Consider the following 13406-nt stretch of genomic DNA (forward strand, 5'->3'; position numbering starts at 1 on the left):
AAAATCGTTGAGAATGAAGCCGCCATGCCCCAACCCGCCCGCTTCCCGCGCCGAAGCCTCGTCCCCGCTGTTTTCGCATGAGTGACGCCACGCTGTGGATCACCGTGCTGCTGACCCCGGCCCTGCTGGGGCTGGTGGGCTTTTTCGCCTATGTGGAGCGCCAGGCGCGCCTGCTCAAGACGCATGCCCACGCCTTTCCCGGTGGCTTGCGCTTTGAGGCGCATGGCTGGAGCGTGGAGTTGCAGCGTGCCAACCAGCTGCTGGTGGTCAAGGCCGCGCAAGCTCATTACACGCGCGAGCTGCTGGCGGGTGGAGCCGCGGCCGAGCCGGTGCAGGGCGGCGCAGTGCTCGCCAAGCTGCCTGCGGCCGGCTTGCGCATCGAGCTCAGCCGCGTGTTGCAGGAGCAGGCGGGCGCAGAACCGCAGCCCACGGGCCTGTTCAGTCTGACGTTTCAGGCGTCGGACGAATCCAGCTTTGCCGTGCACGACACGCCCGGAGGCGAGCGCCACCTGCTGCGTCTGGACGGCCTGCCCGGGCCGGTGGCGGCCGACTTTCAGCGATTCGCGGGGCAGATACGGCTGTGGGTGGAGAAGCTGGAGCGCAATCTGGCCCAGGAGATGCTGTTGCGCCAGCAGCGCGCGGAGGCGGAGGCCCTTGCGAAGGAGCGGGCGGAAGAGCGTGCCCGCAAGGCGGCCGCGCTGCCTGCGGTCAAGGACATGCCCCCGGAGGCCCAGATTGACCACTGGCGCCAGATGGCCGGCTTCAGTGGCACCAGCGAGGTCGGCTACTCGCAGGATGGCAAACGCATTGAATGGTTCATCGACCTGGACCCGCGCGGTCGCGTCACGCTGGTGGCCGATGGCCGCACTGTCTACACCACTCTGCAGGGAGCCGCCGTGAACAGCTTGGGCGGCGAGCTGGAGGTGTCGGTGCGTGACGACCTCTGGTCCGAGGCTGAGCCCGAGCTCAAGAACTTCCGCCTCTTCAAGGGCGCGTCGGCCGATGTGCGGCGCGCCTGGAAAGAGCGCCTGCAGATCCTGATCGAGAAGCTGCGCACGGGCGAAATCACGCCGGTCTAGGCGGGGTGTTGGTGCGCTGGCGGCGCCAGTCATGCACCACGGGTATAGTGCCCCGCTTTCCCTCTGGATAGAACCATGTTTTTGAATCTGCGCCTGCGCTGGCAGGCCTTGGCGGGCAACACGCGCGGCGTGCTGCTGGTGGTGCTGGCCATGGCCTGCTGGGCGGTGCTGGACGCCTGCAACAAGCGGCTGATGGCCACGGGCATCGCGCCCAAGCAGGTGCTGTTTTTGCAGGCCACGGTGGTGCTGGCCATGCTGGCGCCGGTGGTGGCCTGGACGCGCGGGCGCATCGTTTCCACGCGCCAGCCGCGCATACACCTGCTGCGCGCGGTGTTCATCGTGACATCGGCCTTTTGCGCCGCCTACGCGGTCTCGCACCTGCCGCTGGCCGAGGCCAGCGCCTACCTGATGACCGGTTCGTTGTTCATGCTGCCGCTGGGCGTCTGGCTGCTGGGCGAGCGCCCGCACTGGCTGCGCTGGAGCGGCGTGGTGGTGGGCTTTGGCGGGGTGCTGGTGATTTTGCAGCCCGGGGCGGAGGCGTTTCATCCGGCCGCATTGGTGGCGCTGCTGGGCGCGCTCATGGAGTCCATGCTGGGCGTGGTGCTCAAGAAATACTCGGGCCAGGAGCATCCGATTGCGGTGCTGACCTGGAGCCAGGCAGCCTGCTGGCTGACCTTTGGCCTGTTCACGGGTTTCAGTCTGCCCAGCGTGCCGGTGGCCCTGTGGTGGCTGTTGCCGGTGGTGGGTGTGGCGGCGGCGGGCATCTACCTGAGCTACTTCTTTGCCTACCGTGCGGGCGACGCTTCGGCGGTGGAGGCGGGCAGTTTCTCACTGCTGCTGTTCAGCCCCACACTGGGCTGGCTGCTGTTTGCGGAAACTCCGGAACTGGCCTTCTGGCTGGGCGCGGGCCTGCTGGTGTGCGGGATTGCGCTGGTCATTGTTGAGCCGTCCGGCCGCGCGGGTGGAGAATAGCGGCATGACCCTGACCGAACTCAAATACATCGTGGCCGTGGCGCGCGAGCGGCACTTTGGCAAGGCGGCCGAGGCCTGCTATGTCTCGCAGCCTACGTTGTCCGTGGCGGTGAAGAAGCTGGAGGAAGAGCTGGACGTCAAGCTCTTCGAGCGCAGCGCCAACGAAGTGACCGTCACGCCCCTGGGCGAAGAGATCGTGCGCCAGGCGCAAAGTGTGCTGGAACAGGCCGCCAACATCAAAGACATCGCCAAGCGTGGAAAGGACCCCCTGGCCGGGCCGCTCAAGCTGGGCGTGATCTACACCATCGCGCCCTACCTGCTGCCTGATCTGGTGCGCCAGGTCATCACCAAGTCGCCCCAGATGCCGCTGGTGCTGCAGGAGAACTTCACCGTGAAGCTGCTGGAAATGCTGCGCACGGGCGAGATCGACTGCGCCATCCTGGCCGAGCCTTTCCCCGACACGGGGTTGGCGCTGGCACCGCTGTACGACGAGCCCTTCTTTGCCGCTGTGCCCACCAGTCACGCGCTGGCCGCGCAGGAGAGCGTGACCACCGAAGAGCTGAAGAAGGAAACCATGCTGCTGTTGGGCAATGGCCACTGCTTCCGCGACCACGTGTTGGAGGTGTGCCCCGAGTTCGCGCGCTTCTCCAGTGACGCCGAGGGCATCCGCAAGAGTTTTGAAGGCTCTTCGCTGGAAACCATCAAGCACATGGTGGCCGCCGGCATGGGCATCACGCTGGTGCCGCGCCTCAGCGTCCCGCGCGACGCGATGGAGCCCAAAAAGCGCAAGGGCGATGAACCTTTCGTGAAGTACCTGCCGGTGCAGGATGGCAAGAGCCTGCCCCCGCCCACGCGGCGCGTGGTGCTGGCGTGGCGGCGCAGTTTTACGCGCTATGAAGCCATTGCTGCGCTGCGCAATGCGGTCTACGGTTGCGAATTGCCCGGTGTGACCCGCCTGTCCTGATCTTTGAGCCAAATTGGCAGCTATCCCCCGTGGATAGTGCGCAAGCAGCTCCCATATTCATAGCAAAACCGTGCCGTCTCTGTTCTCCACCAAGCTCTCGCTCTACCTGGACCTGATCCGCTGGAACCGCCCTGCGGGCTGGCTGCTGCTGCTGTGGCCCACGCTCAGTGCGCTGTGGCTGGCGGCGGGCGGTTTTCCGGGCTGGCACCTGATTGCCGTGTTCACGCTGGGCACCATCCTCATGCGCAGCGCGGGCTGCTGCGTCAACGATGTGGCCGACCGAGACTTTGACCGCCACGTCAAACGCACGGCACAGCGCCCTGTCACCAGCGGGCGCATCGGCACGCGCGAGGCACTGCTGGTCGGCGCGGTGCTGGCGCTGGCCGCGTTTGGCCTGGTGCTGACCACGAACGCTGCCACCATCGCTTGGTCGTTTGCCGCGCTGGCCGTGGCGCTGGTCTACCCCTATGCCAAACGCCATGTCTCCATGCCGCAGGCGGTGCTGGGCGTGGCCTTCAGCTTCGGCATCCCCATGGCTTTCTCCGCCGTTACGGGTGCTGTGCCCTGGCAAGCCTGGGCGCTGCTGGTAGGCAACCTCTTCTGGGTGCTGGCCTACGACACCGAATACGCCATGGTGGACCGCGACGATGACCTCAAGATCGGCATGAAGACTTCGGCCATCACGCTGGGCCGCTGGGACGTGCCGGCGGTGCTGGGCTTCTATGTGGTCTACCTGGCCCTGTGGTCCTGGCTGGTGCTGCCCGCCTTGGCGCGCCCCTGGGCCTGGTGGCTGGGGGCGGCGGTAGCCGGTGTCCAGGTGGTCTGGCATGGCACGCTGATTGCCGACCGTTCGCGCGAAGGCTGTTTCAAGGCCTTCCGCCTCAACCACTGGGTGGGGTTTGCGGTGTTTTGCGGCGTGGTGCTGGGCGTCGGGGCATAAGCCAGATATGAAAAAGCCCGCGCGGCGAGCCGGGCGGGCGGGGGAGGCGCCCCGCTAGGGGCGGCAGGTGCAGCGCTTACTTGGCGCTCAGGCACTCTTTCATGAACTTCTTGCGCTCGTCGCCCTTCTTGTCCTTGGCGTCGGCGTTGCAGGTCTTCATCTTGTTTTGCTGACCGGTGGCGCCATCGGCAGCGGGGGCGGCAGGTTTGGCGCTCAGGCATTCCTTCATGAAGGCCTTGCGCTCGTCGCCCTTCTTGTCCTTGGCGTCGGCATTGCAAGTCTTCATCTTGTTTTGTTGTGCGGTTGGGGCTTTCTCTTCGGCGGCATGGGCGCCGCCTACAGCCAGTGCCAGACCCAGAGCCAGGAGGGAGATCAGAGATTTCATCAGTCGTCCTATCAAAAAAAGGCAGCGTGCTGCCGTTGCAGAAAAACCCCAGTGGTTTGAAGCTTATAACGAAAAGATGACAGCGCCGTTGACGCCCCGGCCCCCGGGCTTTCCCGGGGGGCCCGTAAAATCGGTGGATGCTGACTGTCAAACACGAACTCCTGAAGGCGCTGGCCGCCTGCCTGGACACCCTCTCCCCCGGCGCCGGGGACAAAGCCGCTTTTGAATCGCCCAAGGTGGCTGCCCATGGCGATTTCGCCACCACGGCCGCCATGCAACTGGCCAAGCCCCTCAAACAAAACCCGCGCCAGTTGGCCGAAACCCTCAAGGCCGCATTGCTCGCCACTCCGGTGTATGCCCAGTGGGTGCAGGACATCGAGATTGCCGGTCCCGGCTTTATCAACATCCGCCTCAAGCCCGCGGCCAAGCAGGAAGTGGTGCGTGAGGTGCTGGGCCAGGGCGAACGCTTTGGCTTCCAGCCCGCCGTGGGCCAGCGCGTGCTGGTGGAGTTCGTGTCGGCCAACCCCACCGGTCCGCTGCACGTCGGCCACGGCCGCCAGGCCGCATTGGGCGACGCCATCTGCAACCTGTTTGCAACCCAGGGCTGGGCGGTGCACCGCGAGTTCTATTACAACGACGCCGGCGTGCAGATCGAGACGCTGACCAAGAGCACCCAGCTGCGCGCCAAGGGCTTCAAGCCGGGTGACGACTGCTGGCCCACGGACCCGGAAGATCCGGCGTCCAAGGCCTTCTACAACGGTGACTACATCGCCGACATTGCCGAAGCCTTCAAGGCCAAGGCTACCGTCAAGGCCGACGACCGCGAGTTCACCGCCAGCGGCGATGTGGACGATGTCGAGTCCATCCGCCAGTTCGCCGTGGCATACCTGCGCAACGAGCAGGACAAGGACCTGCAGGCCTTCAACCTCAAGTTCGACCAGTACTACCTGGAGTCCAGCCTCTACACCAGCGGCCGCGTGGACGCCACGGTGAACAAGCTGGTGGCCAATGGCAAGACCTATGAGCAAGACGGCGCGCTGTGGCTCAAGAGCACCGACTATGGCGACGACAAGGACCGCGTGATGCGCAAGAAGGACGGTGGCTACACCTACTTTGTGCCCGACGTGGCCTATCACATCGCGAAGTGGGAACGTGGCTTCACCAAGGTGGTCAACATCCAGGGCACGGACCACCACGGCACCATCGCCCGTGTGCGCGCCGGCTTGCAGGCCGCCGATGTGGGCATTCCCCAGGGCTACCCCGACTACGTGCTCCACACCATGGTGCGCGTGGTGCGCGGCGGTGAAGAGGTCAAGATCAGCAAGCGCGCAGGCAGCTATGTGACCTTGCGCGACCTGATCGAGTGGACGAGCAAGGACGCCGTGCGTTTCTTCCTGCTGAGCCGCAAGCCGGATACCGAGTACACCTTCGATGTGGATTTGGCCGTAGCCAAGAACAACGACAACCCGGTCTACTACGTGCAGTACGCACATGCGCGCATCTGCTCGGTGCTGGCCGGTTGGGGCGGCGATGTGGCGAGCCTCAAGAGTGTGGACCTGTCCGCGCTGGACAGCCCGCAGGCCCAGGCCCTGATGCTGCTGCTGGCCAAGTACCCCGAGATGCTGAGTGCGGCCGCCGAGGGCGAAGCCCCGCACGATGTGACTTTCTACCTGCGCGAGCTCGCGGCCAGCTATCACAGCTACTACGACGCCGAGCGCATCCTGGTGGACGATGAGGCCGTCAAGCTGGCCCGCCTGGCGCTCGTGGCTGCCACGGCCCGCGTGTTGCACAATGGCCTGGCTGTGCTGGGCGTCAGTGCTCCGCAGAAGATGTAAGCGGCCCCACCGGGTCAACAGAGTCAACCGAGAGATAGACGCATGAAGTACGAGCGTGGCGGAACCATCGTAGGGTTCATCGTGGGTGTGGTGGTCGGCCTGGGCGCCGCCCTGGCGGTAGCGGTGTACGTCACCAAGGTGCCGGTGCCCTTCATGAACAAGAGCCAGAGCCGCAGCGCCGACCAGGACGCCGCCGAAGCCCAGAAAAACAAGAACTGGGACCCCAACGCCATGCTTTATGGCAAGAACCCGGCGCCCGCCGTGCCTCCGGCGACTACGCCGGCCTCTGCCGCATCGGCTCCCAAGGGCAAGCCAGATGCGAAGGCTGATGCCAAGGCAGAAGCAAAACCGGACGCAAAAGCCGATCCCAAGGCAGCCAAGGCCGAGGCCAAGGGCGAGCTCAAGCCCGCCGTGTCGGCTGACCCGCTGGGTGATCTGGCCAAGGCCAAGACCGGTGCTGCAAACGAGGCCGACGTCTTTGTCTACTTTGTGCAGGTGGGGGCCTTCCAGAAGGCCGAAGACGCAGAGGCCCACCGTGCCAAGTTGTCCCTGAGTGGTATAGAAACCAAGATTTCCGAGCGCGAGCAGTCTGGCCGCCCGGTGTTCCGCGTGCGTGTGGGCCCCTTCGAGAAGAAGGACGAGGCCGACAAGGCCAAGGAGAAACTGGACAAGTCCGGCCTGGAAACCGCGCTGGTGCGCGTGCAGCGCTAAGCGGCCGTACCAGGAACTTTCCTGCAGGGCGCTTCTCCCACCCATTCCGTAACCAGTCCCCTTACCGAAGAGATGCACATGAAACGACGCGAATTCGCCCAGCTGGGCACCGGCGCAGCCCTGGCTTCCACTACCCTGTGGGGCGCCACAGCCCAGGCCCAGGCGGCCAAGCCCAAGGCTGGCACGGACTACCTGGTGGTCGATCCGCGTGCGCCTGTGGAGGCTGGTGCCGGCAAGATTGAGGTGGTGGAGTTCTTCTGGTACAGCTGCCCGCACTGCAACGCCTTCGAACCCACGCTGCAAGCCTGGATTCCCAAGCTGCCCAAGGACGTGGCCTTCCGCCGCGTGCCAGTGGCTTTTCAGGACAGCTTTGCGCCCCAGCAGCGCCTCTATTTCACGCTGGAAGCCATGGGTCTGGTCGAGAAGCTGCATGGCAAGGTGTTTGCCGCCATCCACCAGGAGAAGAAAAACCTCAGCACTGGCGAAGCTATCCTGGAATGGATTGGCCAGCAGGGCGTGGACAAGGCCAAGTTCGTAGAGCAGTACAACTCCTTCACCGTGGTGACCAAGGTCACCAAGTCCGTGCAGCTGCAGAACGCCTACAAGGTGGAAGGTGTGCCCGCGCTGGGCATTGCCGGCCGCTATTACACCGACGGCTCCCTGGCTGGCAATATGCCTCGCGCATTGCAGGTGGTGGAGTCGCTGGTGGCGGACGTTCGCGCCGGACGCTGAGCCGGACTTTTGCGGTGGCGAGGCCGCCGCGCTGTGGGGAACGGCTCTAGAATGGTTTGGCACTTGTTCCAAACTTTGGGGAGACCGTTTCCATGGCGCACCAGAAATACCGGCTTGTTACCCGCAGCGATTTCGATGGACTGGTGTGTGCCGTCCTGCTCAACGAGCTGAACCTGATCGACGACATCAAGTTCGTCCACCCCAAGGACATGCAGGACGGCAAGGTGGAGGTGTCCGACCGAGATATCACCACCAACCTGCCGTACGTGCCCGGCGTGCATCTGGCCTTTGACCACCACGAGTCAGAAACCGTGCGCAACACGGGCGAGCGCCCCAACCACATCATCCTGCCCGATGCCGATTCGGCCGCACGTGTGGTGTTTGACCACTACGGCGGCGCCAGCCGCTTCCCGGCGCGCTTCCACGACATGATGGAGGCCGTGGACAAAGGGGATTCCGCCCGTTTCAGCCACGACGAAATCATGAACCCCACGGGCTGGGTGTTGCTCAACTACCTGATGGACTCGCGCACCGGCCTGGGCCGCTTTCGCGAATTCCGCGTCAGCAACTACCAGCTGATGATGGATCTCATCCAGTACTGCCGCAACCACGGCATCGACGAAATCCTGAAGCTGCCTGATGTGGTGGAACGGGTGGATCTGTACTTTGAGCATGCAGAAAAAGCCAAGGAGCAGCTGCTGCGCTGCTCCACCGTGCACGGCAACCTGCTGGTACTGGATCTGCGCAACGAGGACACCATCTTTGCGGTCAACCGCTTCATGGTCTATGCACTATTCCCCCAAACCAATATTTCCATCCACGTGCTCTGGGGCCTGCAAAAGCAGAACACCGTGTTTGCTACCGGCAAGTCCATCACCAACCGCTCCTCCAAGACCAATATTGGTGAGCTGATGCTGCAGTACGGCGGCGGCGGCCATGCCAATGCGGGTACCTGCCAGGTGGAGAACGACCGTGCGGCGGAGGTGCTGCAGGCGTTGACAAGCAAAATTAACGCCGACGGCTGAGCTCGCCAAGGCATGAAACGTGCCAGCGCTCGGTACAATGGCCGAAGCGCTTTTCAGCAAGTTTCGTGCCTTTATGAAAAAAACCACTCTGTCGCTGTTTCTGGGGCTGGCATTCGCCGGTGTGGCGGGCCACGCCTTGGCCGAGAAGGCCGACCGCAACAAACCCATGAATGTGGAGGCCGATGCCCTGCGTTACGACGACCTCAAGCAGGTCAGCGTGTTCACCGGCAATGTGGTCCTGACCAAAGGCAGCATCATCATCCGTGGTGCCCAGCTGGAGGTGCGCCAGGACCCGGACGGGTACCAGTACGGTCTGGTGACCGGCTCGACAGCAACGCCGGCCTTTTTCCGCCAGAAACGTGACGGGGTCGATGAATACATCGAAGGCGACGGAGAAACCATTGAATACGATGGCCGGGCCGATACCGTGCGCTTCCTCAAGAAGGCTCAACTGCGCCGCCTGCGCGGTGCCCTGCTGGCCGACGAGGTCAGTGGCGCCAGCATCCTCTACGAAAACCTGAGCGACAAATTCACCGTGGACGGCACGCCCCGCAGCGCGAGCGCTCCGGCCGGCCGGGTGCGCGCCATGCTGACACCCAAACCGGAGGCCCAGACCCCCGCTGCCCCCCAGACATCACCCACCCTGCGCGCCACGCCGCAACTTGAGAAGGCCGCCCAGTGAGCGCGCCCGCCCAGGAAGCCCCGGACACCAGCACCGGGCGGCTGGAAGCCCGGCATTTGCAGAAGTCCTACGGCAAGCGCCAGGTGGTCAAGGACGTGTCCCTGGCCGTGCGCACCGGCGAGGTGGTGGGCCTGCTGGGCCCCAATGGGGCGGGCAAGACCACCTCGTTCTACATGATCGTGGGCCTGCTGCGCGCCAGCGCGGGTGACATCACCATCGATGGTCAGTCCATCGAGCACATGCCCATCCACCGCCGTGCGCGCCTGGGGCTGGGCTACCTGCCCCAGGAGGCGTCCATATTCCGCAAACTGAATGTGGAAGACAACGTGCGCGCCGTGCTGGAGTTGCAGCGGGATGCCGGCGGCAACCCGCTTAGTTCTGCCGAAATTGAAAAGCGCCTGACCGCCTTGCTGCAGGAGCTGCGCGTGGAGCATCTGCGCGAGTCACCCTCCCTGGCGCTGTCGGGCGGGGAGCGTCGCCGTGTGGAGATTGCGCGCGCACTGGCCACCAACCCGCGCTTCATCCTGTTGGACGAACCCTTTGCCGGTATTGACCCGATCGCGGTGATCGAGATCCAGCGCATCATCAACTTCCTGAAGGGCCGTGGCATTGGGGTGCTCATCACCGACCACAACGTGCGCGAGACCCTGGGCATTTGCGACCACGCCTACATCATCAGCGACGGCCATGTGCTGGCGCAGGGCACCCCCTCCGAGATCGTGAACAACGCCGATGTGCGCCGCGTCTATCTCGGCGAACACTTCAAGATGTGATGAAGCAAGGGCTGTCATTACGCGTCTCCCAACACCTGGCGCTCACGCCCCAGTTGCAGCAGTCCATCCGTCTGCTGCAGCTCTCCACGCTGGAGCTGAGCCAGGAGGTGGAGCAGATGCTGGACGAAAACCCGTTTCTGGAGCTGACCGAGGACCGGGCCGAGCGTGAAGACTTTGGGTTGAACGCTGCGGACGCTGTGGTGAGCGAGGGCGATCGCCTGTCCGAAGCCGGTGACGCCGAATATGCTCCTAATTCTGTAGCTGACTATGCAACATCCACAGGGGCTGGCACCTCCAATGATGAAGATGCCACGCCACTGAGCAGCAGCGAGGAGCCCAACTGGGAGGGCGACGGCACCACCGAAATGACGCCTGACGACGGCGAATGGGGCGTGGATGCCAAAGCCAAGGCCAACAACCTGGGCGATGACGAAGAGAAGGACGCCACCGAGCTGGCGCGTTCCTCTGAATCGCTGCAGGTCTTTCTGCACCGCCAGGCCCTGAGCCTGCGCTTGAATGCCACCGATGCAGCGGCGCTGCGCTTCCTGATCGAGTCGCTCAATGAAGACGGCTACCTGGAGGACCCGCTGGAAGACTTGGCGCGTAGTCTGAGCCCTGGAGATGAAGAGCAGCTGCAGGATCTGGTGCACCACTTCACCGTGGCGCTGGGCCTGTTGCACAGCCTGGAGCCCGTCGGCGTGGGCGCGCGCGACCTGGGCGAATGCCTGCGCCTGCAGCTGCAAGCTCTGCTGACCCTGGCCGAAGACGATGGTGAGCACGACCGGCTGGAAGTGTTGCAGGTGGCGCTGGCCATCTGCCGCCAGCCCATGGACCTGCTGGCGCGGCGCGACATCAAGCGCCTGGTGCAGATGGGCGTGGGCAGCGATGCGTTTGTGCGTGAGGCGATTGCGCTGATTGCGCGGCTTGAGCCCAAGCCCGGCCGCCGCTTTGTGGATGTGGAACGCAACATCATCGTGCCCGATGTGCTGGTGGTGTCCATTGGCAAGGCCGGCGGCATTCCGAAGTTCCGTGTTCAGCTCAATCCCGACGTGATGCCGCGCCTCAAGGTGCACGATATCTACGCCAATGTGCTGCGCAACCACCGCGGCGGCAAGGATGCCGGCGGCCATGCCGCGCTGCAGCAGCGCCTGCAGGAGGCGCGCTGGTTCATCAAGAACATCCAGCAGCGCTTTGACACCATCCTGCGCGTGAGCACGGCCATTGTGGAGCGACAAAAGAACTTTTTCACCCACGGCGAACTCGCCATGCGCCCGCTGGTGCTGCGCGAGATTGCCGACGAGCTGGGCTTGCACGAGTCCACCATTAGCCGCGTGACCACGGCCAAGTACATGGCCACGCCGTTTGGCACCTTTGAGCTCAAGTACTTCTTTGGCTCCGGCCTGGGCACCGAGAGCGGGGGCAACGCCTCCAGCACCGCGGTGCGTGCGCTCATCAAGCAGTTCATCGCCTCAGAGAGCAGCAAAAAGCCCTTGAGCGATAACCAGATTTCCGACATGCTCAAGGAGCAAGGCATCGAGTGCGCGCGGCGCACCGTGGCCAAATACCGCGAGGGCCTGAAAATCGCCCCCGCCTCACTCCGCAAAGCGCTATGAACCAATTGACCCTTTTTCTCCCCTGCGCCGCCGGCGTGGAGGAGTACCTGGCGCCGGAGATTTTGCAGATCACCGGCCTGCCCCCCGGTTGCGTGACCAAGCAGCGCGGTGGCGTGGCCGTGCGCACCTCGTTTGCGCACGCCATGTTGCTCAACCTGTACAGCCGCCTGGCCCAGCGCGTGCTGGTGCTGGTGTCGTACACCGAGTATCGCAGTGAGCAGGACCTGTACCGCGCCGGCATGCAGGTGCCGTGGGAGCAGTGGTTCACGCCCAAAGAGAGCATCAAGATCGAGGTGACCGCGCAGCACAGCCCGCTGACCTCGCTGAACTTTGCTGCGCTCAAGGTGAAAGACGCCGTCTGCGACCGCTTCCGCGAAGTGGCCAATGGCGTGCGCCCTGACGTGAATACCCAGTGGCCCGATGTACGCATTTACGCCCACCTGACCACCGACGCCTGCTCGCTGTACATCGACACCTCGGGCGAGCCGCTGTTCAAGCGCGGTTGGCGCGAGGACAAGGGCGACGCGCCGCTGAAAGAGACATTGGCCGCGGCCATGATTGCCGCCAGCGGCTGGGCCTCGGGCGACGACGACCTGATGCCGCTGTATGACCCCTGCTGCGGCAGCGGCACCGTGGCCATTGAAGCCGCGCAGATTGCCTGCAACATCGCGGCCGGCTCGCTGCGCCGCTTTGCGTTCGAGAAATACCGGCCCTTCCGTTCGCAGGAGTGGGCGGACATGAAGGCCGAGGCCGCGGCCAACGTGGTCAAGCCCGAGCCGGGCCAGACCGCGCTGATCTACGGCAGCGATGTGTCCCACCGCATGGTGGACTTTGCCCAGCGCAATGCGCAGCGCGCCGGTGTGGCCGATGTGATTGAGTTCCGCGGCGGCGACGCGCTACAGCGCATGCCCCCGATTGAGGGCGGCGGCGTGATGGTGCTGAACCCGCCCTATGGCGAACGCATCGGCATCGGCGGTGTGGCCGGTGAAGGAGAGGGCGCCCGCTTTGGCGCGCGCGAACTCGCGCAGACGGACGAGGGCGTGGACTTCTTCAACCAGCTGGCCAGCCACTGGAAGAAGAACTACAGCGGCTGGACCGCCTGGGTGCTGACGCCCGACCTCAAGCTGCCCGGCAAGATGCGCCTCAAGGAATCGCGCCGCGTGCCCATGTGGAACGGCCCGCTGGAGTGCCGCCTGTTCAAGTTCGACATGGTCAAGGGCCGCCTGGCCAAGGGTGCTGCTGCGCAGACGCAGCAGGAGCCCAATGACTGAGGCTGTTGCTGGTGGAGTGGGTCAGATCATTCTGGACACCAACATCGTGCTGGACCTGCTGGTCTTCAACGATGCCGCTACCGCGCCGCTGCGTGAGGCCCTGTACACCGGCCACCTGCAATGGGTGGCCACGTCCCCGATGCGCGATGAGTTGGAGCGCGTGCTGGCCTACCCGCAGATTGCCAAGCGCCTGGCCTTTTATGGCCTGAGCGCGGAGCAGGTGCTGGCAGCACGCGATGCACAGGTGCAGACCGTGGAAGTGCCGCGCAAGGCCAGTGTCACCTGCAAGGACCCGGATGACCAGAAGTTCATTGACCTTGCCGTCGCCCAGCGCTGCCTGGTACTGAGCAAGGATCATGCGGTGCTTTGCATGGCAAAAAGGTTGCTAGCCCTTGGATCTTCTGCGCGAGCAGCTATCTAAATC

14 protein-coding genes are annotated in these 13406 nt (G+C 64.4%); 13 read left to right on the forward strand and 1 reads right to left on the reverse strand.

The window, feature by feature from the left end; genetic code table 11:
- Window positions 1-77 precede the first annotated feature (77 nt).
- The 4 genes from AC1RNN_RS17330 (at window position 78) to ubiA (ending at window position 3955) form a co-directional block, all read left to right on the forward strand.
- Window positions 78-1079: a hypothetical protein gene (locus AC1RNN_RS17330; protein ID WP_493090546.1), complete on the forward strand. Its 1002-nt coding sequence runs from the start codon at window positions 78-80 to the stop codon at window positions 1077-1079.
- A 75-nt stretch (window positions 1080-1154) separates the two neighbouring features.
- Complete coding sequence (locus tag AC1RNN_RS17335; RefSeq protein ID WP_493090548.1) at window positions 1155-2051, forward strand: DMT family transporter; 897 nt, start codon at window positions 1155-1157, stop codon at window positions 2049-2051.
- Between the two features lie 4 nt (window positions 2052-2055).
- Window positions 2056-3015 carry a LysR substrate-binding domain-containing protein gene (locus AC1RNN_RS17340; RefSeq protein ID WP_493090550.1) on the forward strand — a complete coding sequence of 320 codons (960 nt, stop codon included), beginning with the start codon at window positions 2056-2058 and terminating at the stop codon, window positions 3013-3015.
- Window positions 3016-3094: 79 nt separating this feature from the next.
- Window positions 3095-3955, forward strand: coding sequence for a 4-hydroxybenzoate octaprenyltransferase (gene ubiA / locus AC1RNN_RS17345; RefSeq protein ID WP_493090682.1), 861 nt, complete (start codon window positions 3095-3097; stop codon window positions 3953-3955).
- A gap of 76 nt (window positions 3956-4031) precedes the next feature.
- Here the strand turns inward: ubiA and AC1RNN_RS17350 are convergent, their stop codons facing one another.
- Window positions 4032-4340: a PsiF family protein gene (locus AC1RNN_RS17350; RefSeq protein ID WP_493090552.1), complete on the reverse strand. Its 309-nt coding sequence runs from the start codon at window positions 4338-4340 to the stop codon at window positions 4032-4034.
- Window positions 4341-4477: 137 nt separating this feature from the next.
- Here AC1RNN_RS17350 and argS point away from each other — a divergent pair, with 137 nt between their 5' ends.
- The 9 genes from argS (at window position 4478) to AC1RNN_RS17395 (ending at window position 13403) form a co-directional block, all read left to right on the forward strand.
- Complete coding sequence (gene argS, locus AC1RNN_RS17355; protein WP_493090554.1) at window positions 4478-6175, forward strand: arginine--tRNA ligase; 1698 nt, start codon at window positions 4478-4480, stop codon at window positions 6173-6175.
- A gap of 42 nt (window positions 6176-6217) precedes the next feature.
- Window positions 6218-6886, forward strand: coding sequence for an SPOR domain-containing protein (locus tag AC1RNN_RS17360; RefSeq protein WP_493090555.1), 669 nt, complete (start codon window positions 6218-6220; stop codon window positions 6884-6886).
- A gap of 78 nt (window positions 6887-6964) precedes the next feature.
- Window positions 6965-7618 carry a thiol:disulfide interchange protein DsbA/DsbL gene (locus AC1RNN_RS17365; protein ID WP_493090557.1) on the forward strand — a complete coding sequence of 218 codons (654 nt, stop codon included), beginning with the start codon at window positions 6965-6967 and terminating at the stop codon, window positions 7616-7618.
- A 92-nt stretch (window positions 7619-7710) separates the two neighbouring features.
- Window positions 7711-8643, forward strand: coding sequence for an exopolyphosphatase (locus AC1RNN_RS17370; RefSeq protein ID WP_493090559.1), 933 nt, complete (start codon window positions 7711-7713; stop codon window positions 8641-8643).
- A 73-nt stretch (window positions 8644-8716) separates the two neighbouring features.
- Window positions 8717-9325 (forward strand): lipopolysaccharide transport periplasmic protein LptA, encoded by a 609-nt coding sequence (gene lptA / locus AC1RNN_RS17375; protein WP_493090561.1) that lies wholly within the window; start codon window positions 8717-8719, stop codon window positions 9323-9325.
- On the forward strand, window positions 9322-10098 hold the full coding sequence (gene lptB, locus AC1RNN_RS17380; RefSeq protein WP_493090563.1) for an LPS export ABC transporter ATP-binding protein: 777 nt from the start codon (window positions 9322-9324) through the stop codon (window positions 10096-10098). Before lptA ends, lptB begins: the two co-directional genes overlap by 4 nt.
- A complete protein-coding gene (gene rpoN, locus AC1RNN_RS17385; protein WP_493090565.1) occupies window positions 10098-11711 on the forward strand; it encodes an RNA polymerase factor sigma-54 in 1614 nt (537 codons plus the stop codon). Before lptB ends, rpoN begins: the two co-directional genes overlap by 1 nt.
- The gene (locus tag AC1RNN_RS17390) at window positions 11708-12982 is read left to right on the forward strand and encodes a THUMP domain-containing class I SAM-dependent RNA methyltransferase (protein WP_493090566.1); all 1275 of its coding nucleotides are present in this window, start codon (window positions 11708-11710) and stop codon (window positions 12980-12982) included. Before rpoN ends, AC1RNN_RS17390 begins: the two co-directional genes overlap by 4 nt.
- Window positions 12975-13403: a putative toxin-antitoxin system toxin component, PIN family gene (locus AC1RNN_RS17395; RefSeq protein WP_493090567.1), complete on the forward strand. Its 429-nt coding sequence runs from the start codon at window positions 12975-12977 to the stop codon at window positions 13401-13403. Before AC1RNN_RS17390 ends, AC1RNN_RS17395 begins: the two co-directional genes overlap by 8 nt.
- The last annotated feature ends 3 nt before the right edge of the window (window positions 13404-13406 follow it).

Source organism: Rhodoferax sp. GW822-FHT02D07, assembly GCF_058802405.1.

Excerpts from the sequence above, each read along its gene's own strand:
- AC1RNN_RS17360 (WP_493090555.1), top strand. The coding sequence starts at position 6,218 with ATGAAGTACGAGCGTGGCGGAACCATCGTAGGGTTCATCGTGGGTGTG.
- AC1RNN_RS17395 (WP_493090567.1), top strand. The coding sequence starts at position 12,975 with ATGACTGAGGCTGTTGCTGGTGGAGTGGGTCAGATCATTCTGGACACC.
- argS (WP_493090554.1), top strand. The coding sequence starts at position 4,478 with ATGCTGACTGTCAAACACGAACTCCTGAAGGCGCTGGCCGCCTGCCTG.
- AC1RNN_RS17330 (WP_493090546.1), top strand. The coding sequence starts at position 78 with ATGAGTGACGCCACGCTGTGGATCACCGTGCTGCTGACCCCGGCCCTG.
- rpoN (WP_493090565.1), top strand. The coding sequence starts at position 10,098 with ATGAAGCAAGGGCTGTCATTACGCGTCTCCCAACACCTGGCGCTCACG.
- AC1RNN_RS17350 (WP_493090552.1), bottom strand. The coding sequence starts at position 4,340 with ATGAAATCTCTGATCTCCCTCCTGGCTCTGGGTCTGGCACTGGCTGTA.
- AC1RNN_RS17370 (WP_493090559.1), top strand. The coding sequence starts at position 7,711 with ATGGCGCACCAGAAATACCGGCTTGTTACCCGCAGCGATTTCGATGGA.
- AC1RNN_RS17335 (WP_493090548.1), top strand. The coding sequence starts at position 1,155 with ATGTTTTTGAATCTGCGCCTGCGCTGGCAGGCCTTGGCGGGCAACACG.
- AC1RNN_RS17340 (WP_493090550.1), top strand. The coding sequence starts at position 2,056 with ATGACCCTGACCGAACTCAAATACATCGTGGCCGTGGCGCGCGAGCGG.
- AC1RNN_RS17390 (WP_493090566.1), top strand. The coding sequence starts at position 11,708 with ATGAACCAATTGACCCTTTTTCTCCCCTGCGCCGCCGGCGTGGAGGAG.
- AC1RNN_RS17365 (WP_493090557.1), top strand. The coding sequence starts at position 6,965 with ATGAAACGACGCGAATTCGCCCAGCTGGGCACCGGCGCAGCCCTGGCT.
- lptA (WP_493090561.1), top strand. The coding sequence starts at position 8,717 with ATGAAAAAAACCACTCTGTCGCTGTTTCTGGGGCTGGCATTCGCCGGT.